Source organism: uncultured Hymenobacter sp. (assembly GCF_964242765.1).
Taxonomy (GTDB): Bacteria; Bacteroidota; Bacteroidia; order Cytophagales; family Hymenobacteraceae; genus Hymenobacter.
On record NZ_CAXTBM010000056.1, the window covers coordinates 14057 to 34943 of the forward strand.

At 56.0% G+C, this 20887-nt stretch carries 21 protein-coding genes; 17 read left to right on the top strand and 4 right to left on the bottom strand.

Going from position 1 to position 20887, the window contains the following annotated elements:
- Window positions 1-69 precede the first annotated feature (69 nt).
- Entirely contained in the window at window positions 70-882 is an 813-nt protein-coding gene (locus tag ACFE7X_RS19535; RefSeq protein WP_375437371.1) for a TrmH family RNA methyltransferase, read from the bottom strand.
- A 297-nt stretch (window positions 883-1179) separates the two neighbouring features.
- Between ACFE7X_RS19535 and ACFE7X_RS19540 the strand changes: the two genes are divergently transcribed.
- From ACFE7X_RS19540 to ACFE7X_RS19620, 17 genes are all read left to right on the top strand, one after another.
- On the top strand, window positions 1180-2667 hold the full coding sequence (locus ACFE7X_RS19540) for an ATP-binding protein (protein ID WP_375437372.1): 1488 nt from the start codon (window positions 1180-1182) through the stop codon (window positions 2665-2667).
- Window positions 2668-2811: 144 nt separating this feature from the next.
- Window positions 2812-3222, top strand: a complete 411-nt coding sequence (locus ACFE7X_RS19545; RefSeq protein WP_375437373.1) for a response regulator — start codon at window positions 2812-2814, stop codon at window positions 3220-3222.
- A 90-nt stretch (window positions 3223-3312) separates the two neighbouring features.
- Window positions 3313-4263, top strand: coding sequence for a hypothetical protein (locus ACFE7X_RS19550; protein WP_375437374.1), 951 nt, complete (start codon window positions 3313-3315; stop codon window positions 4261-4263).
- 444 nt (window positions 4264-4707) lie between these two features.
- Window positions 4708-5202, top strand: coding sequence for a ferritin-like domain-containing protein (locus ACFE7X_RS19555; RefSeq protein ID WP_375437375.1), 495 nt, complete (start codon window positions 4708-4710; stop codon window positions 5200-5202).
- Window positions 5203-5525: 323 nt separating this feature from the next.
- Window positions 5526-5927 carry an STAS domain-containing protein gene (locus ACFE7X_RS19560; protein WP_375437376.1) on the top strand — a complete coding sequence of 134 codons (402 nt, stop codon included), beginning with the start codon at window positions 5526-5528 and terminating at the stop codon, window positions 5925-5927.
- Entirely contained in the window at window positions 5924-6811 is an 888-nt protein-coding gene (locus ACFE7X_RS19565) for an RES domain-containing protein (RefSeq protein ID WP_375437377.1), read from the top strand. Before ACFE7X_RS19560 ends, ACFE7X_RS19565 begins: the two co-directional genes overlap by 4 nt.
- A gap of 186 nt (window positions 6812-6997) precedes the next feature.
- A complete protein-coding gene (locus tag ACFE7X_RS19570; RefSeq protein WP_375437378.1) occupies window positions 6998-7318 on the top strand; it encodes a hypothetical protein in 321 nt (106 codons plus the stop codon).
- Window positions 7319-7585: 267 nt separating this feature from the next.
- On the top strand, window positions 7586-8329 hold the full coding sequence (locus ACFE7X_RS19575) for a ferritin-like domain-containing protein (RefSeq protein WP_375437379.1): 744 nt from the start codon (window positions 7586-7588) through the stop codon (window positions 8327-8329).
- A gap of 44 nt (window positions 8330-8373) precedes the next feature.
- The gene (locus tag ACFE7X_RS19580; protein ID WP_375437380.1) at window positions 8374-9339 is read left to right on the top strand and encodes a ferritin-like domain-containing protein; all 966 of its coding nucleotides are present in this window, start codon (window positions 8374-8376) and stop codon (window positions 9337-9339) included.
- Between the two features lie 176 nt (window positions 9340-9515).
- Window positions 9516-10442, top strand: coding sequence for an isoaspartyl peptidase/L-asparaginase family protein (locus ACFE7X_RS19585; RefSeq protein WP_375437381.1), 927 nt, complete (start codon window positions 9516-9518; stop codon window positions 10440-10442).
- An 85-nt stretch (window positions 10443-10527) separates the two neighbouring features.
- Window positions 10528-11259, top strand: coding sequence for an endonuclease III domain-containing protein (nth, locus tag ACFE7X_RS19590; protein WP_375437382.1), 732 nt, complete (start codon window positions 10528-10530; stop codon window positions 11257-11259).
- 223 nt (window positions 11260-11482) lie between these two features.
- A complete protein-coding gene (locus tag ACFE7X_RS19595; protein ID WP_375437383.1) occupies window positions 11483-11683 on the top strand; it encodes a hypothetical protein in 201 nt (66 codons plus the stop codon).
- A gap of 12 nt (window positions 11684-11695) precedes the next feature.
- Window positions 11696-11977 (top strand): DUF167 domain-containing protein, encoded by a 282-nt coding sequence (locus ACFE7X_RS19600; RefSeq protein ID WP_375437384.1) that lies wholly within the window; start codon window positions 11696-11698, stop codon window positions 11975-11977.
- 188 nt (window positions 11978-12165) lie between these two features.
- The gene (locus tag ACFE7X_RS19605; RefSeq protein WP_375437385.1) at window positions 12166-12954 is read left to right on the top strand and encodes a ZIP family metal transporter; all 789 of its coding nucleotides are present in this window, start codon (window positions 12166-12168) and stop codon (window positions 12952-12954) included.
- A 159-nt stretch (window positions 12955-13113) separates the two neighbouring features.
- Complete coding sequence (locus tag ACFE7X_RS19610) at window positions 13114-14490, top strand: AAA family ATPase (RefSeq protein WP_375437386.1); 1377 nt, start codon at window positions 13114-13116, stop codon at window positions 14488-14490.
- A 102-nt stretch (window positions 14491-14592) separates the two neighbouring features.
- Window positions 14593-15840, top strand: coding sequence for a tetratricopeptide repeat protein (locus ACFE7X_RS19615; protein ID WP_375437387.1), 1248 nt, complete (start codon window positions 14593-14595; stop codon window positions 15838-15840).
- 47 nt (window positions 15841-15887) lie between these two features.
- Window positions 15888-17096, top strand: coding sequence for a tetratricopeptide repeat protein (locus ACFE7X_RS19620; RefSeq protein WP_375437388.1), 1209 nt, complete (start codon window positions 15888-15890; stop codon window positions 17094-17096).
- Window positions 17097-17397: 301 nt separating this feature from the next.
- Here ACFE7X_RS19620 and ACFE7X_RS19625 read toward each other — a convergent pair whose 3' ends face one another.
- The 3 genes from ACFE7X_RS19625 to ACFE7X_RS19635 form a co-directional block, all read right to left on the bottom strand.
- Entirely contained in the window at window positions 17398-18777 is a 1380-nt protein-coding gene (locus ACFE7X_RS19625; RefSeq protein WP_375437389.1) for an ammonium transporter, read from the bottom strand.
- A gap of 378 nt (window positions 18778-19155) precedes the next feature.
- Window positions 19156-20358, bottom strand: coding sequence for a threonine synthase (locus ACFE7X_RS19630; RefSeq protein ID WP_375437390.1), 1203 nt, complete (start codon window positions 20356-20358; stop codon window positions 19156-19158).
- A 65-nt stretch (window positions 20359-20423) separates the two neighbouring features.
- A partial coding sequence (locus tag ACFE7X_RS19635; protein WP_375437391.1) for a LysR substrate-binding domain-containing protein occupies window positions 20424-20887 on the bottom strand: 464 nt, incomplete at its 5' end.

Here is a 20887-nt window from a genome sequence, read left to right on the forward strand (position 1 = left end):
GCAGTGGCGCGAGCCCGCACCGCTGAACTGGTTTGTCGGCGATGGTAAGATTCTGATTTTTCTTGCGCTCTATGCTTCGCGCTGCCGCAGGGCTTCAAACGTGAGAATGGCCGTGGCGGTACTCACGTTCAACGAGTCGATGGCACCGCGCATGGGGATGATAATGGTTTGGTCGCAGGCCTGCATGAGCTCGGGCGTGAGGCCGTCGGCTTCGGTGCCCATCACGAGGGCGGTAGGGCCGCGGAAGTCGCAGGTGGTGTAGGGTACGGCCAATTCGGTGAGGGCCGCGGCGTAGGTGCGGATAGTATGTTCCCGGCACCAAGTAAGTAGCTCGGTGCGCGTGGTAGCCACGGTAGGCACCGTGAAGCTGCACCCGATGCTAGCCCGAATAGCATTCGGGTTGTAGAGGTCGGTGCGCGGGTCGCAGACGATAACGGCGGTGGCTTGGGCGGCATCGGCGGTGCGCAGAATAGCGCCGAGGTTGCCAGGTTTCTCCACCGACTCCACTACCAGCAGCAGCGGCGCGGCGGACAGCGGCAAGCTAGCCAGCGTGAATTGCGGGGGCCGCACCAAAGCCAGCACCCCGTCGGAGCCTTCGCGGTAGGCTACTTTCTCGAAAACCGCCTTCGATACCTCGAACCATTCGGTAGCACCGGCTCTTAGCAACGCCCGCAATTCCTGCATCTTGGCCTCACCGGCCAGTTCCCGACACACAAACAACGCCGTGACGGCGACGCCCGCACCATGCGCAACGGTTAGCTCGCGGTAGCCTTCAACAATGGTTAAGCCCTGCTCGCGCCGCTCCGACGACTTCTGCTGCAAGCGCAGCAAGTTCTTGATGCGCGGATTTTGAGGACTGGTAATGAGGTCGGGAGCGGGCATGGAAGCAACGAAAAGGAGGACGCACAGATGGGGCGAAGATACGAGGGGCCGCCATGTTGCGGCGTGGCACTTTATAGTGCACCCAAAGCTTCGTCTCCACTGCTCTCTGCTTTTACTCAGGTAGCCCGCGTCATGCTTTGCGGTTTTTTGAAGTTTTACGGGCTCTTCGCGGCACCATTGCCGCCCGCTCGTTTAGTGTGTTTCCGTTGGCGGTGCACAAGCAGAACGACTTTCAGCTCAACTGTTATTCTTGCTGGCGCGTAAGTGCTCTGACCTTTGTTTCATGGTTGTTAGTCGATGCATTTAAAGCTCAATACTAAAATTATTCTGGGCTTTAGTCTTGCCCTGTCTGTTCTGCTGCTTACCTCTCTGGCTGCTTATAAGAGCATCGAGCAACTCTCGTTTTACACCCGGGAGGTGCAGCATACCAATCAAGTACTACAATACACCTCCGATGTGCGCATGCGGCTACGCGACGCTCAAATTTCGGTGCGGGGCTTTTTGCTGATTGGCGACAACAACTACCTGCTAGCTTTTCGCGACGGGTTTCAGGCCGTTCGGGTGGATATGGATTCGTTGCAGCAGCTCACCCGTGACAATCCGGAGCAGCAAAACCGCTTGGACACGCTCCGGCGCCTAGTGGGCCAGGAAAAATCGTTTTTGCGGCAGTGGACCCAGCTCGCGCCCTCGCCCTTCACGGCGCGCGACTTGGTGCTAGCCGACCAAAATAACCTCAACCAGCTAAAGGGCTTGCTTACGCGCTTACGGGCTTCCGAAGAAACGCTGCTGCAAGAACGAATGCAGAACCAGGACTTCTACCAGAACACCACGCCCATCGCCATTATTGTGGCGGCGGTGCTGGCCGTGCTGATTGTGCTGTGGCTGTTTCTAAAGATTTCGCGCGAGCTAAAAGCCAATCAGCACCTGCAATACGAGCTAACGCGGGTGAACGAGGACACGGCGCGCCGCATCGATAGTATCGAGGAACTAGCGGAACGAGTGGTGCAGGGCGATTATACGGTGAAAGTCCGCGACGAGAAGCAGCAAGACAGCCTCGGCAACTTGGCTACCTCGCTGAACCGAATGACGCAGACGCTGGAAGAGAACTTTACGACCCTGGAAAACCGCAACAAAGAACTCGACCAGTTTGCCTACGTGGCCGCTCACGACCTGAAAGCTCCGCTGCGCGGCGTCACGACGGTGTTGAAATGGATTGAAGACGAATTGGCCAGTGAAATAAGCGAGCAGATGCACCAATACCTGACCATGATGAAAGGCCGCCTGAATCGGCTGGAAGACCTCATCAACGGGCTGTTGGCGTACGCCCGCGCGGGCCGCGACGACCAGGCCCAACAGCAAGTGAACGTAGAGCAGCTGGTGAGTGAAATAACCGAGATGGTGGTTCCCGCCGGCTTCCAGGTGTTGCGGCCCGATCCGCTGCCTACCTTCCTCACCGACCGCCTAAGTTTAGAGCAGGTATTCACCAATTTGATCGGCAACGCCGTTAAATACCACCACCAACCAAACGGCACCATCACCATCAGCTGCCGCGACGTTGGCCGCTGCTACGAATTTCGGGTGCAGGATGATGGGCCGGGCATCGCGCCGGAGTATCACGACAAAATATTCCTGATTTTCCAGACCCTGCGCGACCGGCACACAGCCGAAAGCACCGGCATAGGTCTAAGTATCGTTAAAAAGATTATTGACGAGCAAAAAGGCTCTATCCACGTCGAATCGGCAGTTGGGCAGGGCGCCACGTTCGTCTTCACTTGGCCGAAGTAGCGAGGTAATGAAACGCCGCGGTGGCTGTTCTGGGAGTTTGACGTTCTAGTAACTAGGGCGAAGAGCAGACTTCCCAATTCTCTGCCCCAACTCACCGTTGCTCTGCCTCAGCAACTTGCCATTTCACCACCTAATCGCCACTATATGCGTTCAGTATTGCTTGTTGAAGATGATTTTTTTGACACGATGACCGTCAAGAAGTCTTTCGAGAAATTTAATATTCAACACCAACTCCACACCGCTTTCAATGGGCTAGAGGCGTTGGATTTGCTGCTCGGCACCAACGGGGTCGAGCCTATTCAGCCGCTGCCCGAAGTGATTTTGCTGGACCTGAACATGCCCAAAATGAACGGCCACGAGTTTCTGGCTGAAGTCCGCAAGCATCCCGAATTAACGAGTATTCCCGTGTTTATCACCACCACGTCGGTGCTGGATGTGGACCGGCTGAATGCGCAGAATTTGGGCGTGAGCGGCTACATCCTGAAACCGCTGGATTTCGAGACGTCGGACGATATGGTGGACAGCATGAGCTTGCTGGAAAAGCTCCTGAAATAAAGAGCAGGCGGGAAACGACTTACCGAATGCAAGTTTTTGCATACCAAACGTTACTTTCATCTCGTCTTATTCCACCTCGCTTTTCTTGTCATGATGTACCGTTTGGTTTTGGTTTTGCTGGGCAGCTTTTCACTGTTGCAACCCGTTGCTACGCAGGCGCAGGAGGGTCCGCGCCAACTGAACACGCTGCCCACGCCCACCACCCGACCTACTGCCGATACCACACGCCGCGCAACTCCTCAGACTGCCCCCCGCCAGCTAGCCGCTCCGCCCGTCGTGCCCGATTCGGTGCGGCAGCAACAACAGCAACAGCGGGCGGTACTGCCGCCTGGCAACACCACCCGCTTCGCAGTAGGCTTGAAAAGCGGGCAGGTATACAAAGCCTACGACGTCGTTGTCAAGCAGCCGCTCATAGGCCGCTCCTTCTTGTTGCTTGACGGGCAGCAGCGTTTCGATTTGGATCAGGTGCGCTACTACGAAGACGAAACCGGCTTTTACGTGCGTACCACCCTGCCTGGCCGTTCGGCCCGGGCTCGTGAAACCACGCTCCGCCGCGACAGAGTGGGCCGGCTCAGTTTGTACTCCATCACCAGTACGCAGTATGCCGGCAACGGCTTTGGCAGCCCCTATGGCTATGGGCGCTACGGTGGTTTCGGCGGCTTTGGCAGCCCCTACGGGTATGGCGGCCCCATGTACCGAACCACCAAAACCGAGTATTTCAGCAAAGACAACGGCCCCATCGAGGACCTGAACCTGCGCAACCTGCTGTTGGCCACGGCCGACAACCAAACCTCCACCAATCTGCTGCTTCAAGCTCGTCAATACCAGACGTATACCACCTTGAGCTACGTGGCCGCCGGCGGTTTGCTGGTGGCGGGCCTCGTTTCAACCTTGAATTCTAATTCCAACAGTGGCAACAGACCAGCTATTTCGCCTTTGCTGTACGGTAGCCTCCCGTTTCTTATTGTGCCGCTGGTATTAGGGGGCAAAAGCCAGAACAATATTCGGCAAGCCATCAGCATCTACAACCGGGGATTGTAGCCACGGCGGCCAGGCTAGTCCAAGTGCCGCAACAGGTTAATAGTGGCTGCTATCTGGCCAGAACTGGGCTCGCCGAAGTCTTGACCAGAACTGAAATAAGTAGCAGAAGCTGCAATCGAATCAGAAACTAACAGAACAGCGCTTCGGCTTTCGACTGCGAATCGAGAGGATAGTGCTGCCGCGCATTGTAAGCGAAAGCACCTGTGGCAAGCACGTAATTTAACCTCCGTATTTTCCGCAAAAGCAGCCGGCTTCCCTAGGCCTTTGTTTGCCTATGTGCATTGACTTTCAATATCTTGCGGCAAATCATCAAGTGAAGCTTACTAGGCGGAACAAGTAGTCGACAGTAAGCTGCACAAGAACGTCGGCTTAGAGGGGGCGTAAGGAATAGCCAGCCACTGCACACGGTTGGCAGCCTGTTCCACTCACCTTACCTAACTTCCTATGTTCGACAAATTGGAAACGCTCGACGACTTGTTCGAGATGCAGCTTAAAGATTTGTATAGCGCTGAAAATCAATTGGTAAAAGCGCTACCTTTGATGGCCGAAGCCTCGAAGGACGGCCGGTTGCGCAGAGGCTTTGAGCGCCACCTGCGCGAAACCGAAAGCCAAGTAGCCCGGCTCGACCAGATTGCCAAAGACCTGGAACTGGACTTGAGTGGGCACACCTGCAAAGCCATGGAAGGCCTGATTGCGGAAGGCCAAGAAACCATGTCGGAAAATGCCACCGAAGAAGTGATGGATGCCGCGCTGATTGCCTCTTCTCAGCGCATCGAGCACTACGAAATTTCGGGTTATGGTACCGCCGCTCACTTCGCCGAACGCCTCGGCTATGCTGACGCGGCTTCGCTGTTGCGCCAGAGCCTAGAAGAAGAGCAACTCGCCGACACCAAGCTCAACGACTTGGCGAAGAATTACATCAACCAAAAAGCAGAGTAACCCTTCAACTACCCCCAAAAGGAGAGGCCACAAACGCCGGTTCTGAACAGGCACTTGTGGCCTTTTTCTATTTGAAACTGTTGGGTTGTTATGGACAGATGCGCTTACCCATATGCTTGCTGCTGCCCACGCTACTCTTCCCGCTAGCGCGCAGTGTAGGGTAACTGCTTGGTTGGTAGCCCTTGGCTGCCAGCAGGATACGGAGCGGCAAAATCAGCGTAAGCCGCAAAGCGAAATCAGCATTTCCCCCGAGTATACTAGCCTGCGTGCTCGCTAGCTTTGTCGGCGTATTCGGCAGGTGCTGTTGCAAAAGAAGAGCTCTGATGGCGGCAAATTTCACGGCTTATATCCAGCGGACCCAAAGTAGAACGGGCGTAAGTCTGCGCGGAGAGTGCACTGATTTAGGTGCAGCGCAATACTTAGAAGCTGCTATCGATGAAGTTATTACCAACGGGCGGGCAGTGGTCTGGATTGATTGCCAACGCCTGGAATCCATAACGTGGCAAGGCCAACGAGCTATTCTCAACGCCGACTACCGTGCCCGTGCCATGGGTATGGTGCTACAATGGTGCGGTATGCCGAAAGAGGTAGTAGAGCAACTCGTTGCTAGCGGATTGAGTTTGCTATTGCACCTCCAACCGGCCAACGGGTATCGGGGGCCCCAGCAGTTATTACACGACACTTTGCCTATTTCCACTAAATTACAATTCCCCCCTAACGCATGAGCGTGCAGCCGCCAACTCCGGCCAGCGAGATTTATATTCACCGTCAGCTCCGACGGCTACGGCACCTAAACTACCGGCGGCATTCCATTGATTTATTGGTGGAGCGCGTGCGGCGGTTGCTAGCTGGTCCTGCCGTGCGTTGCTTGGAACTGCCCGCTGGTACCCTCGTGTACCGCGGCGTAGCATGCCAGGAGCCACCAAAGCAAGTCAAGGACGTTTCGTATCCGCCACCCGAACGAGTATCGCACGATCAACGCGCCAACCGGGCTGGTGTGCCTATGTTTTATGCCAGTGCCACTTGGCACCCTCCTTTTTTCGAGGCCGGCGTGCAACCCAACGACCAAATTCTAATTACCCGCTGGATCAGCCGGCAGCCATTGCGGCTCGTCAGCTTCCACGCCGCCAACCAGTGTACCGACGACCCGCACTCCGACCGGGACGAGGCCCTTCGCCACGTGCTAAACTTGCTTCCTTCCACGGTGCGCCCCACTGCCACCTTTTTAACGAAGGCATTTACGCGGAACGTATCCGAAGACAAGCACCACCACTACCGCCTTTCTATTGCCATAGCCGAAGCTTGTGAGTTGGGTGGCGCCTTCGACGGCTTGCTTTATCCGTCGGCAGCTATGCCCTCCCTGGCCCACAACTTAGCGCTGCACCCTAGTTGCATCGATACGGGCAAGCTGGAGTTGCAATATGTAGAGCACTTGCGTGTCAACCATGTGGGTACTGAAACTCTGGATGTGCACTCCCTGGATTTTGCCAATAGCTACGACGCCAACGGCCGTTTGCAGTGGCTAGGACAGCCCGGCAACTGGGTGCTACGCGAAGGTGGCACCGTTGCTCCCTGCAATTTTTCGGCGGGTAAGAAGACTAGGCCATAACCTAAAGCAACTATTCGGTTTCGCTTGCTAGAGGGAATAGCCCGCCTTAATGGAGCGTTGCAGCCAACCAAATCCTTCATGCTACTACTTATAGTTACTATTAATTGAAGCTTAAATCGCGAAAAACCTCTAGCTGAAGACCTCAATAGAGCTAACAACTGACTTTGTACACACCCTCTCAGAACGGTGAACGGCTCGACCAAGACCTTCCCCAACCCCGACGACATGGCTGATTGGAGCATCAGGGAGAAAGACTTGGTCGATATCACCAGTCACTTCGAGGGGCAAAAGCGCTACGCCGAGAAGTTCATTGCTATTCCCTACGACATTCCGAAGGGCAATTGCGCCATGTATTTCCCTGAAGGCAATGTGCTGGTCCCCATTGGTAGCGTGGCCTACAAGAGCAACACTCCTACTTCCAAGTTTGTGATTGTAAAGGTTGAGCGGGTGGAAGTACCAATTGGTCGTTCTACGCCCACGGCCAGCCAAGTAGCAGTGCCTGCTTGAGGCTTTTCTTTTCAGACCAAAAAAGGTTAAAGCGACACGTAACAAAATAAGATCATTCCGGTTTTCCGCCAACCTGAAAATGGCATAATCTTATGCAAAATTCTATATAATGTATATTTGTCTATATAAGGTACTTACATACTAAACTATCGTAACAAACACGTAAATCAATACCGATAAACACGTAATTACGCTCGATAACAAAGCAGCAGCACGGTACCCGCCGTACAGGCATGCATGTCTCACTCCAGAATGTACTAAACTGCTATGACCAAGCTTCTCCTTCCCCCAGAGCCGGCCGCCAAGCCAACTGCTCTTACTTCTACCTCACGCCGCTCGTTTTTGCGCTACTCCGGTGCTACAATGGCCGTTGGCGGCCTGCTGCTAGCAGGTTGCGACGACGACAGCGAAGGCGACAACCGCATCGACGTAGGTTCGGGCGACGTGGGTGTACTAAACTATGCCTATGCACTCGAGCAATTGGAAGCTGCTTTCTACGCCCAAGTGAAAACGGGCACGTATTATTCAGGCGCTTCTGCCGCCGAAAAGCAGATTTTCGATGATCTGGCTTTGCACGAGCAGATTCACGTAGATTTCTTTAAAACAGCTCTCGCTGGTGGTGCCATAAGAGCATTAGAGCCAGACTTTAGCACGATTAACTTCAACGACAGAACCAGCGTACTTGCTGCCGCTCAATCGTTTGAAGACTTAGGGGTAGCTGCTTACAACGGCGCCGGACGTTTTATCACCGCCCCAGGCTATTTGGCGGTGGCCGGTAAAATAGTGTCGGTAGAAGCCCGGCACGCAGCGCTTATTCGTGACTTGCGCACCTACAATACCTTCGTAGATAACGATGTAGTGGATTTGTTTACGCCAACTGGTAACGCCTCAACTCCTGGTGTGGGCAATGGCACTGGTCTGGAAAGGTCTAAGCGGCCAACTGAAGTGGTGGAAATTGCCAATCAGTTCCTAAAAGAAGGCTCTAAAATTAGCGCCAACAGTCTTCAATAACCTGGCTTTAGCTGGTTTTTCCACTACAAATCGTCTTTTCCATCATGGATTTATTTAAAATAATCACCGAAATCGAGCAGGTTGATCCTGAGATTTACGACCGCCTCGACTCGCGTCGTCGCATATTCAAGCACTTTGGTATGGCTGGCAAAGCTTTAACAGCAGCAGCATTACCAGGCTTAGTGAGCGGCATTTTTCAGCGCGCTTACGGACAAGGCGCTACGCTTCCAGCCGACATTGTTGCCGTATTGAACTTGGCCTTAAGCTTGGAGTATCTGGAATTCTACTTCTACGACAGTGGCTTGAAAGCCGGTACCTTAATTCCAACTGCTGATCGGCCTGCTTTCGAAAAGATCCGCAATGACGAATCGGGTCACATCAAGGTTTTGAGAACAGCCCTAGGCTCGCTCGCTATTAACGATCCGGGGCGCGGTGCCTTCGACTATAGTGGAGGACGTAACCCAGTGCCTTTAGTAGGTGACACGGCAGTAGGCAACGGGCCATTTAGAACCGTATTCACGGCCTACCCCATTTTCTTGGGTGTGTCGCAGTCTTTCGTGGATACCGGTATTCGTGCCTACAAAGGCGGTGCCCCGACCCTAATGCCAAACAAAGACTTGCTCGACGCGGCTTTGAATATTCACTCGGTTGAGGCGCGGCACTCTTCGCACGTGCGCACTATTCGCCGGGGTATTACAAACGTGGCCAACCCTACGGCGCCAATGAACGCACAGCCAAAAAGCTGGGTGTCTCTTCTCGACAACGGTGGCCCTTCTCCGGATACAAATCCATCGACCAGACCGGTTTATGCTGCGGGCAACCCAGCTTCTAGTTCTGACCCATTAGCACTTGTTTTTCCAGCCGAAGACAACGTAACCCATTTAGGTGTCACTATCCCAGGCAATGCCACTGCCGCCTCAGAAGCTTTTGACGAGCCCCTTGACCCTACTTCGGTTAAGAATATTGCGCGCAATTTCGCCGTACTCACCAGCGGCTTGTTCCCTGCCTAAGCTACAAAATCCTAGTAGGCAGCTCACTACATAAGCGGCTGCTTACCAGCTCAGGACAGCCTCAGTTCGTGCGTACCTCGGTACTGCACAGACTGAGGCTGTTTTCTTATCCATAATACCTACCTCAGCACTTACAACCTTGAAGCGCCGCTAGCGTCTACACCAACTCCCCCAGCATGCCAGCCAACCCAATGAACAAGTACGCTATTGTAATACACGGCGGCGCCGTGACCATGAAGCCCGGGCAGCTAACGCCAGAAGAGGAAGCGCACCAGCGGGAAGGACTAAGCCAAGCCTTGCAAGCGGGCTGGGAAGTGCTCCATGATGGGGGCACCGCCCTCGACGCGGTGGAAGCAGCCGTTACCAGCCTCGAAAACAACGAGCACTTCAATGCCGGACGCGGCAGCAGCCTCACCGAGCAAGGCGAAGTGGAAATGGACGCCAGCATCATGGATGGCAGCAACCTGAAGGCGGGCGCCATTAACAGCGTTAAGTACGTCAAGAACCCCATTCGACTCGCCCGCGCCGTACTTGACCAAGGCTCTCCGGTGTATCTGGCCAGTGAAGGCGCCCTAGAATTTGCGCTGCAACAAGGCCTCGCCCTGGAAGCTCCCGACTATTTCAAAACCGAGAAAACGCGCAAGCAGTGGCTGGAGATAATCCAGCAGCAAGCCGAACCGCAGCAACAGGACACCGTGGGCGCCGTGGCACTCGACCAACACGGCAACGTGGCCGTAGCTACCAGCACCGGTGGCATCGAAGGCCAGGTTAAGGGCCGCATTGGCGACAGTCCGGTGCTAGGCGGCGGCAGCTACGCCAGCAACGATGCCTGCGCCGCCTCGTGCACTGGTGATGGGGAAGTTATTTTGCGGGGGGCTTTGGCGCATGAGGTATACGCACTAGTTAAGTACAAAGGGCTGTCTGTAGTAGACGCCTGCCGCGCTGCCATAACCTTGCGCGACGAGGAATTGCAGGGCGACAAAGGCATCATTGCCGTTGATACGCAAGGCAACGTGGCGCTGGAGTTCAACAGCAACGTGATGCGCCGGGCCTACCGGATCGGCGAAGAAGAACCGGTGGTAGCCATTTGGCGCGACGAGTAACACCAGATGAATTAGTAGCAGCTTGTTATTAGGCAGTGCCAACGGTTGTGGTAACTAGCAACCAGCAATTCCGTAGGTTAAGACTGTGCCGTCTCTCAAACTCCCCGATACCACTTTCGATAGTCGCCAGCAAAAAGCCTTGCTGGTTCATGCCCGTTTGTGTGTTGAGTACGGGGCGCCCTTTCCGTTTTTCAGCACCAAAGATCCGCTGAGCGAATTGGTTAGCGCCCTGCTCTCCCACCGCACCCGCAACCAGGATTCGCACCGGGCCTACCAGCAGTTGACAACCCGATTTCCTACCTGGGAGCTGGTGCGCGATGCGCCGACCGAGGAGGTGCAAGAAGCTATTAGCCCGTGTACTTGGCCCGAGCAGAAAGCGCCCCGGATTCAGGCCGTACTGCGCGAAATCAGTGCGCGGTGCGGCGGGCCATGCGACTTAGCTTTCCTGGCCGATAAGTCGGTGGCGGAGGCCCGGGCTTGGCTGGAATCTATTTCGGGCGTGGGCCCCAAAACCAGCGCTGCCGTGTTGCTCTTCAGTAAGCTGCGCATCCCGGCCATGCCCGTCGACAGCCACCACCACCGCGTGGCGCAACGCTTGGGCCTCGTCGGGCCGAAGGTAGGAGAAGGCGCCGCGCATGCGTTGCTATCGGCCTTGCTGCCCCCCGATTGGGATGCGCAGCAGGTGTATGACCACCACGAAGCCTACATGTACCACGGCCAAAAGTGCTGCTACTTTCACACGCCCGCTTGCGGCCGGTGCGTGGTGCTCGACCAATGTCCTTTCGGCCAGGCCCGGGTGAACGTGACCCAGAGTTAATCGAAAACACCCCGGCTGTCATTCCGAGACACGAGGAATCTGAGTTAGTTCATTGAACGAATTAAGTTAGATGCCTCGTGCCTCGGAATGACAACCGGGGTGTAACGAAACAGGACAGATGCTTCGGCTGCGCTCAGCAGGACGGTCTTTGGGCGCTGCCTGCGTACGCTATGAGGTTCTCTACCTATACTTGCCAACTCCCTCATTTCTAATTAAAAGAACTATGAAATCCACCTACGGCGTACCGGCTTTGCTTTCCTTTTTCATTCCTGGCCTGGGGCAGCTTATCAAGGGGCAGATTTTAAAGGCTTTCTTGATTTGGGCCGTAGGGGGCGTAGTAGGCTTCCTGCTGGCCTGGACTTTTGTCGTGCCCTTTGTTATTTGGGCCTGGAACGTGTACGACGCCTACAACGACTCCGCTTAATTCGCCCCTTCGTTGCCAGCGCCGGTCTTTCTTCACCTCAAAGCCAAACCCAACGCCCGTGCCAACCAAGTGCTGGTAGGTTCTGATGGCAGCGTGACCGTGCGCCTACAAGCTCCCGCCCACGATGGCAAGGCTAATGCGTGCCTGCTGGCGTATTTGGCAGGCGTGTTTAACGTCAGCAAATCCAATATAACACTGGTTTCGGGTCACACCACGCCCTTCAAAAAGGTTGCTATTGAGGCAGTAGATGAAGCTACGCTGCAAACGGTGCTAGCGCAGTTTCAAACAGCATAGCAACCAAATAATGCGTTGCGCTGCTGCCTGCTGCGCACTCGGCGAAAAGAAAGGCCGTCCACTTGCTATCCGGTTACAGCTTGGAAAGTTGCCAGCTCACTCGCTGCCAGAAGGCAACCTGAAGCGTAACGTGCGTATAACCCGCCAACGTGCGAGCCATACTGGTGCGCACTTTCTATTTTTCAAACATGACATTTCCTACCTGGATGTTGGCGGGGTTCTGGGGGCTCGTTTCGGGTTCGGCGTTGTTGCTGGGCGCTGCCGTTGGATACTTTGCCCACGTGCCGCAACGGCTAATTGCCGCCATCATGGCGTTTGGTAGCGGCGTGCTGATTTCCACTCTTTCGCTGGAATTGATGGAAGAAGCTTATAAAAAAGGGGGCTTCAACTCCACGGCCATGGGCTTTGTGGGCGGCGCGGCCGTTTACACGTTGGCCAACTGGCTGCTGGCCCGTTACGGTGCCAAGCACCGCAAACGCTCCGGCGACTTGCAAAAACAAGAGCGCACATCCGTGCAGCAACCCGATGGCGACGGTGCTGAGGCCGACAACGGCATGGCCCTCGCCATTGGCGCCCTGCTCGATGGCATCCCGGAAAGCATCGTTATTGGGCTGAGCATGCTGGCGGGCGGCACCGTGAGCATGGTGGCGGTAGTGGCTATTTTTCTTTCCAACCTGCCCGAAGGTTTGTCGAGCGCGGCGGGCATGAAAAAGTCTGGTCGGTCGGCGAGGTACGTACTGCTGCTGTGGGCCGGCATTGCGGTTATTTCGGGCGTGTCGTCGTTGTTGGGCTACACGCTGTTCAGCGGCTTCTCCGATGAAGTAATAGCGGCCACCATGGCCGTGTCGGCCGGCGCTGTGCTAGCCATGATTGCCGACACCATGATTCCGGAGGCTTTTGCCGAAGCGCACAATTTCACGGGCCTGATTACGGTGCTTGGGTTTCTGGTTTCGTTCTTCCTGAGCAAGATGGCGTGAGGACTGCTCGTTGCTAGTCCAACTTAGGTGGTAGCGCAAAATATTGCAACTCCGGTATCGTACGTTATCCTTGAAATCCTCAACTTTGAACGGTTGTGTTTGAGGGGCCGGTTTCCTTGTTCTACTAGTACAGTATCCTTACCGATTAGCAACCTATTCATGGCTTTATCCCCCGATCCTTCTGCTATTCAACCTTTGCTAGACGCGCTAGCTTTTTCACCCGACAATCTGCCCCTGCGTAAGCACGTAGGTGGTTTGCTACTCGAAGCCAATCGGCTGGCCGAAGCCGAAGATGTATACCGGGCTGGCCTGCGCCAAGCGCCCACCGATACCGATTTGCAACTCGGTTTAGCTAACACCTACGCGAGCCTAAACAAAACATCGGCGGCCTTTGTGGTGGTGGAAGAACTGCTCGAAGCCTGCCCCGACCACGCGCGGGCGCACTTGCTGCACGCCCACCTGCTGGCCAGTACCGGCCAACTCTCCGCCGCCCGCGAAGCCTACGAAACTGCCTTACACCACAATCCCACGCTGGAAGACACCGAGCTAGCCGCCAAGCTGCGCGAACGTGCCTCCGCCCAGCCTGCCCACGGCGGTCCGCCCACGGCCGCGCCCTTTGCCAACTCCCCCGTCACCGATGAGCAAGCCTTGTTTGGCAGCCTCGAAAAGCCGAAAATCAACTTTTCGGACGTGGGCGGCATGGAAACCTTGAAGGAAGAAATCCGGCTTAAAATCATCCACCCGCTGCAATTCCCGGACCTGTATAAAGCCTACGGCAAAGCCACCGGCGGCGGATTGCTGCTTTATGGCCCGCCCGGCTGCGGCAAAACCTATCTGGCCCGCGCGACGGCCGGCGAGGTGCAGGCCTCCTTTATCCACGTCGGCATCAACGACATTCTAGATATGTGGCTGGGCAACAGTGAGCGGAACCTGCACCAGCTTTTCGAGCAGGCCCGCTTGCAGGCGCCGTGCGTGCTGTTTTTCGATGAGGTAGACGCCCTGGCCGCCAACCGCCACGACTTGCGCCAGAGTGCCGGCCGCACCGTTATTAACCAGTTCCTGGCCGAGCTAGACGGCGCCACCGCCTCCAACGACGGGGTACTGATCCTGGCAGCCACCAATGCCCCCTGGCACCTGGATTCGGCCTTCCGCCGCCCCGGCCGCTTCGACCGGATTCTGCTGGTAACACCACCCGACGAAGCTGCCCGGGCTGCCGTGCTGGAAGTGCTACTGCGGGGCAAACCCGTGGCGCCCTCCGTCAACCTGCGCAAGCTGGCCGCCCAAACCGCCGGCTACTCCGGCGCCGACCTGCAAGCCGTAGTGGACGTGGCCGTAGAAAACCGCCTGCGCGAGTCAATGAAGGCCGGCAAGCCCCTGCCGCTAGAGCACGCCACCCTGGCCGATGCCGCTGGCAAAGTGCGCGCCAGCACCCGCGAGTGGTTTGCCACCGCCAAAAACTACGCCCTCTACTCCAACGAAGGCGGCATGTACGACGACATCTTGGTGTACTTAGGCATCAAGAAGCCCTCGGCGTAACCTGCTCACTGTATGGACATAAACACTATCCGCACCAACCGGTGGCAGGAGGCGGTGCAGCAATTGCTGGCTGTGCGGCGGCCCCAGCAAGCCGAGCAGTTGGTGCGTCGGCACCTAGCTGCTCATCCACAGGATGCGGCTGGATATGAACAGTTAGCCTTAACACTCCTTGATCAACCGGAACGTGCTTCCGACGCTATAGAAGCCATTCTTGAGGCTATTGGGCTTGACCCTCAACGCAGTGATGCACACTACTTCTACAGCGTACTGCTGTTGCGAACTTCTCAGACTTATGGAGCTTTGCAGGCTATCAATGAAGCGTTACGCCTCGATGCTTACTGCGCTACCTATTTCGGGTACCAGGCGGTCATTCTGAATACTCGGCGGCAACCAGAAAAGGCCTTATTAGCCGCTAGTGCGGGGTTGGCTATCAACCCAGACCATTTAGAATGCCTGTATCAGCGCATACTGGCACTAAGAAGACTTCAGCGCTTTCGAGAGGCGGCAGTTGAAATCACCCAGTTAGCTTTTCACTATCCAAACCACCCTGTCACTCATCGACTTTTGGGTGAAAAGGCGCGGCGTGATAGGCAGCCGCTAGTTGCCGAAACCCACTTTCGAGAAGCATTACGGCTAAATTCCACCGATGAAGCGGCACAAGACCAACTGCTGGAGTTATTGCTGGACCGTGGCGAGCATGCCCTTGCGCAGCGCGACTATTTGGAAGCCAAAACCTGTTTGCGAGAAGCAGTGCAGCTGAATTCGACCCTTGCGGTGGCGCAGCAGCTTCTCCAGCATGCTATTCGTGCCACCTTGTGGTGGCACAAACCTTCGGCTTGGTCTTCCTCTTGGAAGGCTGGTATGCAAAGCCGCTGGCAGAGCCCACTGCTAAAAGATAAACTGCTGGTTGTTGGCAAAGCCCTTATCTACTGCCTGCTCCTGCCCTTTCTGCTTGCCTTCTATTTGTTTAGCGCGTTGCTGGATTGGCGACATCAGCAACAGCTCATCGAGCCAACGCCAACTGACATTTGGTTTTTTAGCGGTCTGATTTGGGGCGGGCTGGTCTTGGCTTGCGCCCTGTTGCCGCCTTGGCCGCCCCTGGTGTGGCTGCTGGTGGTCGGTGGCCTGGTCTTTCCTTTACGCAACTACTGGCTGCGCCTCCAACAAGGTCAGAAGCGTTTTCCTTTAGGTGTCGCTCTGCTGCTCTCGCCTGGCGGCAATGCTATATTGAAAGCCTACAGCCTATTAGGCGCGACAAATGCCGCCAACGACTGCCGCGGCTTTCTCGCTTTTTTTGGCGTTTTCTTACTACTCTACCAAATATTCCGACCCGCTGGTCAAAGACCCTAGTTCCTTTCAGCTAAAAAGCGTCTGTTACTTCCGTATTAAATCTATCAATGGAACACCCCACCTGGCCCGACCGTATCCTGCTGCTATTGCGCCAGGGACGCGCCACCCAAGCCGAGCAGGAATTGCGCCGGGCGTTGCAGGAAGACCCCGACAACCCGCTGGCGCACGCCTGGCTGGGTATGGCTCTGCTCGACTTGAACCAGCTACCGCAGGGTCAGCAGGAAATTCAAACGGCCATTGGGCTGGCGCCCGAATATGACTTTGCTTACTACTTGCTCAGCCTGGCTCATCAGCGGCAGCAACGGCTACCAGCGGCACAGCAGGCCATCGAACAAGCCCTGGCCCTTGACCCCACTGACCCTAATTATCATCACATGCTAGGGCAAATCCGGTTTCAGCGCGCTCAGTGGGAAGGCGCCCTACGCGCCGCCGAAGCGGGCCTTTCCTACGATGCCCAGCACGTCGATTGCCTTAGCTTACGGGCCCGCTGCCTGGCTCGCCTTGGCCGGCCCACCGATGCCGCCGATTCGTTGCAACAAGCCCTGCAACATGACCCCGACGATGCTGGCACCCACGCCGATGCCGGTTGGGTCGCCCTCGAAGCCGGTCAGCACCGCCTCGCCCTCGACCATTTTCGCGACGCGCTGCGTCTGCGGCCCACCTCCGATTATGCCCGCGAAGGATTAGTGGAGGCCCTAAAAGCCCGCTACTGGGTTTACCGCGCCTTTCTGCGCTTCAGCGTCTGGACCCAGGGCCTGAGTGACGGCACGCGCCGCCTGATGTTTATCGGTATTTATGTACTGGTACGATTCGTGCCGCTCTTGCTGCCTTTGTACTTGCCACTGGTATTCATGAGTTGGTTTGCCGACCCTATCTTCAATGGCTTGCTGCAACTCAACTCGTATGGCCGCCACGCGCTTTCCGAGGCGCAGCGCCGACAGGCCCTGGTGTTTATGGGCACTGCCGGCGTGGGCGCTGCTTTACTTGTCGCGGCGGCCCTTACTGATTTTGCGTGGGCTGGTGTGCTAGGTGCCAGTTTGTTGATGGCCCTTTTCCCACTAATGGTAGCGCTACGGCCCAACGTGCCCGTGCGTACGCGCCGGTGGGCTGTAGCCGCGGCCACGGCGTTGCTGGTGTTAGGTGTAGTTGGGGCTGGATTGCAGGTTCTCTCCATCGAAGGCGACCTTCAAAAAGGCGTAATGGGCCTGATGATTGTTATCTGGTTGCTATTCATGTGGGGCACTGCGCTCAGCTAGAACTAGTCTAGGTCTATTGCAACACGAAATTCATCAACAAACCTAGCCAATTGGGCAGTTTTCGGGTTCAGGAGTTGTCCTTCCGATGCAGGAGGAATCTGATTGAGTTCATTGAACGACTTACCTCAGATTCCTCCTGCGTCGGAAGACAGTTCCACACTGCTTTCTAAGTACTTGAGTACCTGAAGTCCTCCAAATGAAAAAGCCGTCAGATCCCCCTCCGACGGCTTTCTCTTCCTCTCTCCCTACTCACTTGGTGCCAAGCCGTTCTGCCTAAACAGAACACTGGTACTCAAGTGTACTACACGCTTTCCTTCGCTAGTTCTTTGCGGTAGGTGCGCTCAAAGTCTTCGTCTACATGATAGGTTGATTCCTCGTGCTGGCTCAGGTCGAGGCCCAGCGCTTCCTCTTGCAGTTTCACCCGCAGACCAAAGAAGCGGTCCGTCAGCTTGAGCAGCACCCATGAGCCCACAAACGAATATGCTATTACGATTACCAGCCCCAGTACATGGTAGCCAAACACAGTGGTAGTGCCGTGTATCAAACCCACCTTATCGGCAAAAACCCCGGTGAGTAACATGCCCACAATGCCCCCGAGGCCGTGGCAGGGGAATACATCCAACGTGTCGTCGATGGTGGTGCGGCTGTTTTGCCAGTGCACGGCCACGTTGCTGATGAGCGCGCCTACTACGCCAATAAGCAAGCTTTGGCCGTAGGTGACGTAGCCCGCGGCGGGCGTAATGGCGACCAACCCCACCACGGCCCCAATGCAAGCACCCATAGCCGAAGGCTTGCTGCCGCGCACTACATCGGCCAGCATCCAGGCTACCAAAGCGGCGGCCGAAGCCAGGTTGGTGTTCACGAAAGCCGTTACGGCCAGCTCATTAGCACCGAGAGCAGAACCCGCATTGAAGCCGAACCAGCCGAACCACAGTAAGCCCGTACCCAGCAGCACGTAGGGCACGTTGGGAGTTGAAAACACGGTGTTGGTTAGGTGCGTAGCGCGGCGGCCCAGCACGGTGGCCCCGGCCAAGGCGGCAATACCCGCCGAAATATGCACCACCGTTCCCCCCGCAAAATCGAGCACGCCCCACTTGCGCAGGAAGCCTTCCGGGTGCCAAGTCCAGTGGGCCAGTGGGCAGTAGATGAACAAGGAAAACAGCACCATAAAGATTAAATAGCCTTTAAAGCGCACCCGTTCGGCAAAAGAACCCGTGATGAGAGCCGGCGTGATGATGGCAAACTTGAGCTGGAATGCAAAGAAGAGAACGAACGGGATAGTGGGCGACAACAGCGGATGCGTTGCGGTGCCCACATTGCGCAGCATAACGAACGTGAACGGATTGCCGATGAGGCCGCGCCAGGAGTCGCCGTAGCAAAGCGAGAAGCCCACGAAGTAGAACACGATGGATATCACGCCCAAGGCCACAAAGCTTTGCAACATGGTGCTAATAACGTTCTTGGGCCGAACCATGCCCCCGTAAAAGAACGACAAGCCCGGCGTCATAATCAGGACGAAGGCGGTAGCGGTAAGCATCCAGGCCACGTCGGCACCATTGATGGTTCCCGGAGCCGCGGGGGGGTGCGGCAAGTCTACGAAGGCGGACACCAGGGTTAGGGCCACAAGCGCCACCAGGGAAAACATGCTCAGGCTGGTCAGCCGCTTGGATTCAGAAACCATAACTTGAATTTAGGTTGCACTTGTGTTTCGAAGGGCAAAATAGGAAAACATCATGTAAAATTTGTCAACACGCTGTATAAATTAGAGTCTACCTTTTATTTATTTATGTTTTCTTGACATTGTCCCTTTGGAAAATACACCCTTTTCTTATTTTTCTAAAGAGAGTTACCTAGTCTCAAAAACTTATTTGTGTTCTTGCGCAGATGCATGACGGACCTTGAGGCATCTCGCTCACAGGGCTAAGCAGGTCCTGTCCTATCAACGCACTGAAAAGCCGAACGCCTGAGCAAGACCAGCCAACCGATACCTCGATTGTTGGTTTAACTCAGGCCTTCGGCTTATAGGGCGGCTATTCTTGCTTATAGAGTAGCTTTGGTGCTACCCGTTGTAGCGGCCTTCCACGTTGTCCATATACTTCTGGCCGGAGCCAGTATTGAGTAATAATATTTGCTCTTCGGGTTTCAGCCAGCCGGTTTGCAGCAAGTGGCGGGCCGCCATCCAAACGGCTCCGCCTTCGGGGGCTACAAACAAGCCTTCTAGCTGTGCCAACTCGCGCATTCCTTCCAGCATCTGCTCATCTGTGATGCTAATGGCAGCCCCCCGGGATTCGTCGAGCACTTGCAGCATCAGTTGCTCGCCAAGGGGACGGGGCACGGCGAGGCCGTTGGCAATAGTAGGTTGGCCGACATAGGCGTGGCAGTTAGGTTGACGGCCGCTGAGGGTTTCCACCAAGGGGCAGCAATTAGCGGCTTGCACGGCCACCATGCGCGGTAGTTTAGCATCGGCGGGCAACCAGCCGAGGGTTTGCATTTCGCGGAACGCTTTCCAGATGCCGATCAGGCCGGTACCGCCGCCGGCGGGGTAAAGCAGCACGTCGGGCAGTTGCCAGTTGAGCTGTTCGGCCAACTCGTAACCCATGGTTTTCTTGCCTTCGAGGCGGTAAGGCTCTTTTAGCGTCGAAACGTCGAGCAGTTCGCCGTTGGCGTTCAGCTCCCGGACGCGGGCAGCGCAATCGTTGATAAGGCCATCAACGAGGTGCACTTCAGCGCCGTACCAGTAGCATTCCTCTTTAAAGGCCTTGGGCGTGTGGCGCGGCATTACAACCACGGCCCGGAGGCCGGCGCGGGCGCAATAGGCGGCCATGGCCACCCCAGCATTGCCAGCAGTGGGGATGATGCAGCCGGTGGCGCCTAGCTCTTTCGCTTTAGAAACGGCCATGCTCAGGCCACGGGCCTTGAAAGAACCCGTCGGATTTTGGCCTTCGTCTTTCAGGCGCAGATCGTGCAAGCCGTAGCGGGCTCCGAGGCGCCGCATTTCCAGCAGCGGGGTCCAGCCTTCGCCTAAACTTACTTTGTGCGCATCATCGAAAAGCGGCAGCAGAGACCGGTAGCGCCACATCGAGTTTTCGGTGGCCTCTATGCCAGCGGTGCGAGCCAGCGGTTCAGCAAGGTGATAAGTAGCTAACAAAGGCTGCGCGCAGCACTCCGACACGCGCTGCATCGTGAAGGCCGAGTAGGCGGTGTGGCAAGCGGCACAGTGCAGTTCGTGCAGACGGGTTGGAGTATCGAGGAGAGTTTTCATAGCAAAGATTACAACGCAAACCTCCTCTGTTGCTATTCCTGAAACAAACAGCTATTTGGAATAGGCTATTCCGTTTTGGCATAGTATCGCCGCGTAAACTGCACGAAGCTTTTGTAGGGAACGTTGTTTTCGGTACCCTTGCGCTGCACGAAATCAAAGTGTCGGACTAGGTTTAAGTCAGTGATGCGTACCACTTGCAGCTCACCTGACTCCAACTCCTTTAGTACCGCCTGCCGGGGCAGAAAGGCTAGGCAGGTATCAACGCGCACGAAATTCTTGAGGGCTTCGGTACCTCCGAGCCGCACTTTCACTTGCAAATCAGTGAGCTTGATGTGGTGCGCTGCTAGGGCTTCTTCCAGCACGGCCAGCGTGCCGGAGCCGGTTTCGCGCAAAGCCACTGGCACGCTTAGCAAGTCGCGGGCGGTTAGCTTCTTTTTATAAATAGGGTTGCGGGTGGAGCACACGGCTACTACCTCGTCGGTGAGCAGGGGCGTGTAGGTGACGTGGCTGACTTTGTGGATGCCCTCGA

Bases quoted from the DNA above. Each gene is read 5' to 3' on its own strand.
- ACFE7X_RS19535 (WP_375437371.1), bottom strand. From the start codon at position 882: ATGCCCGCTCCCGACCTCATTACCAGTCCTCAAAATCCGCGCATCAAG.
- ACFE7X_RS19540 (WP_375437372.1), top strand. From the start codon at position 1,180: ATGCATTTAAAGCTCAATACTAAAATTATTCTGGGCTTTAGTCTTGCC.
- ACFE7X_RS19545 (WP_375437373.1), top strand. From the start codon at position 2,812: ATGCGTTCAGTATTGCTTGTTGAAGATGATTTTTTTGACACGATGACC.
- ACFE7X_RS19550 (WP_375437374.1), top strand. From the start codon at position 3,313: ATGATGTACCGTTTGGTTTTGGTTTTGCTGGGCAGCTTTTCACTGTTG.
- ACFE7X_RS19555 (WP_375437375.1), top strand. From the start codon at position 4,708: ATGTTCGACAAATTGGAAACGCTCGACGACTTGTTCGAGATGCAGCTT.
- ACFE7X_RS19560 (WP_375437376.1), top strand. From the start codon at position 5,526: ATGGCGGCAAATTTCACGGCTTATATCCAGCGGACCCAAAGTAGAACG.
- ACFE7X_RS19565 (WP_375437377.1), top strand. From the start codon at position 5,924: ATGAGCGTGCAGCCGCCAACTCCGGCCAGCGAGATTTATATTCACCGT.
- ACFE7X_RS19575 (WP_375437379.1), top strand. From the start codon at position 7,586: ATGACCAAGCTTCTCCTTCCCCCAGAGCCGGCCGCCAAGCCAACTGCT.
- ACFE7X_RS19580 (WP_375437380.1), top strand. From the start codon at position 8,374: ATGGATTTATTTAAAATAATCACCGAAATCGAGCAGGTTGATCCTGAG.
- ACFE7X_RS19585 (WP_375437381.1), top strand. From the start codon at position 9,516: ATGCCAGCCAACCCAATGAACAAGTACGCTATTGTAATACACGGCGGC.
- ACFE7X_RS19595 (WP_375437383.1), top strand. From the start codon at position 11,483: ATGAAATCCACCTACGGCGTACCGGCTTTGCTTTCCTTTTTCATTCCT.
- ACFE7X_RS19605 (WP_375437385.1), top strand. From the start codon at position 12,166: ATGACATTTCCTACCTGGATGTTGGCGGGGTTCTGGGGGCTCGTTTCG.
- ACFE7X_RS19610 (WP_375437386.1), top strand. From the start codon at position 13,114: ATGGCTTTATCCCCCGATCCTTCTGCTATTCAACCTTTGCTAGACGCG.
- ACFE7X_RS19620 (WP_375437388.1), top strand. From the start codon at position 15,888: ATGGAACACCCCACCTGGCCCGACCGTATCCTGCTGCTATTGCGCCAG.
- ACFE7X_RS19625 (WP_375437389.1), bottom strand. From the start codon at position 18,777: ATGGTTTCTGAATCCAAGCGGCTGACCAGCCTGAGCATGTTTTCCCTG.
- ACFE7X_RS19630 (WP_375437390.1), bottom strand. From the start codon at position 20,358: ATGAAAACTCTCCTCGATACTCCAACCCGTCTGCACGAACTGCACTGT.